Source organism: Mesorhizobium sp. M7A.F.Ca.CA.004.12.1.1 (assembly GCF_003997835.1).
Lineage (GTDB): Bacteria > Pseudomonadota > Alphaproteobacteria > Rhizobiales > Rhizobiaceae > Mesorhizobium.
The window spans coordinates 1-1,456 of record NZ_RZRK01001137.1 but is presented as its reverse complement, the minus strand read 5'-3'; the positions used below and the strand labels follow the sequence as shown (position 1 = coordinate 1,456).

Genomic DNA, 1,456 nt, shown 5'->3' with positions numbered 1-1,456 from the left:
CTCCAGCCCGGCGCGGTCGGCGATCTGAGCCGCCGTCACATTATCCTGCCAGCTCGCCGTCCAGCGTTCCGGAACGTCTGTGATAGCAAGGCCGCCATCGGCATTGGTCGAAAAGACGCCAAGCTTCAGTCTGTTCGGGCCGTGCAAAGGGTGTGGTTTGTTCATGTCGCGACCTCCCGGCGAGAGAGCACACGCTAGGCCCGCGCGGAGATATTTCAAGCCTGAAATAGCTTCGGGTCGCCATCGCTCGCGGGTATCGGTTCCAGCGGGCCGCATGGTGTCCGCCACGCAACCGACACCGCAGCTTTTTAAGCTTAAAACTTTCGCCTTGAAAAGCGCCGCACTTTGGATAAGCATTCCACAGTCGATGGCGATTGCCTTTGCCGGACGGGCTTGCCGGCCAGTCCATCGTGCAGACCAGTCCATCGTGCCGGCCAGTCCATCGTGGGTGCTCCGGGTGGGAGTCTCAGTTCTTGTCGTTCATACTGTCCCAGTCATCATCCAATGCGCGCCATGCCTTCGATGAAGTGCGCGCGCAGATCCGCGATCTGCAACAAAAAATGTCGCCAACCATGACCGCATTGGTCGCTGCCATGAATTGACGCCCTGCGGTGCGGGGCGGCAAAAAACCGTGCGGGAGCAACCCGCCCGATCAACAACAGAGGGAACACAAATGAGCTTCACACGTCGCAAATTGCTTCTTCTCGCCGCCGCCATCGGCATCGCCGCCGGCCCCGCCACCGCTTATGCCGCCGATGTGCTCAATGTCGGCGCCTACCCGACCAATCCACCCTTCGAGTACAAGAACGAGAGCGGCACTTTCGAAGGCTTTGAAGTCGACATCGTCAACGAAGCCGCCAAGCGCATCGGCATGACCACCGACATCGCCGACCTCGGCTTCCAGGCGCTGTTTGCCGCCACCACCTCGAAGCGCATCGATGTCGCCATCTCGTCGATCACCATCACGGCGGAGCGGCTGAAGTCACAGTCGTTCACCCAGCCCTATTACGATTCCGACATGGGCATCGCCACCAAGACCGACAGCGCGATCAAGGCCGAGGCCGACCTCAAGGGCAAGATCATCGGCGTGCTGTCCGGCTCGACCGGCGAAACCTGGGTCAAGGCGCATCAGGAAGCCGATGGCTTCAGCGACGTGAAGGGCTACGACACGCAGCAGAATCTGCTGCTCGACCTCAGCGCCGGCCGCGTCGATGCGGCCGTCAGCGACATTCCGGGCATGGAGTATTCCTTCACCAAGATGAAGGACCTGGTCGTCAAGGAGCGCATCAAGACCGGTGAGCAATACGGCCTGATGATGACCAAGGACCACCCGCTGCTGGGCAAGCTGAACGATGCGCTGAGCGCGATGAAGAAGGACGGCACCCTGGCCGCGATCCACAAGAAGTGGTTCGGCAGCGACGCGCCGGCCGACTCTTCGACCATGAAGGAAATGCCG

At 61.0% G+C, this 1,456-nt stretch carries 2 protein-coding genes and 1 pseudogene; 2 read left to right on the top strand and 1 reads right to left on the bottom strand.

All coding sequences use genetic code 11. From position 1 onward, the window contains the following. A pseudogene (locus EN984_RS39185) lies at window positions 1-165 on the bottom strand (LLM class flavin-dependent oxidoreductase); the annotation flags it as partial. 308 nt (window positions 166-473) lie between these two features. Between EN984_RS39185 and EN984_RS39425 the strand changes: the two are divergent. Further along, complete coding sequence (locus EN984_RS39425; RefSeq protein ID WP_256755016.1) at window positions 474-602, top strand: hypothetical protein; 129 nt, start codon at window positions 474-476, stop codon at window positions 600-602. 71 nt (window positions 603-673) lie between these two features. Continuing rightward, the coding region (locus tag EN984_RS34455) for an ABC transporter substrate-binding protein (RefSeq protein ID WP_164765914.1) at window positions 674-1,456 on the top strand (783 nt) is incomplete at its 3' end.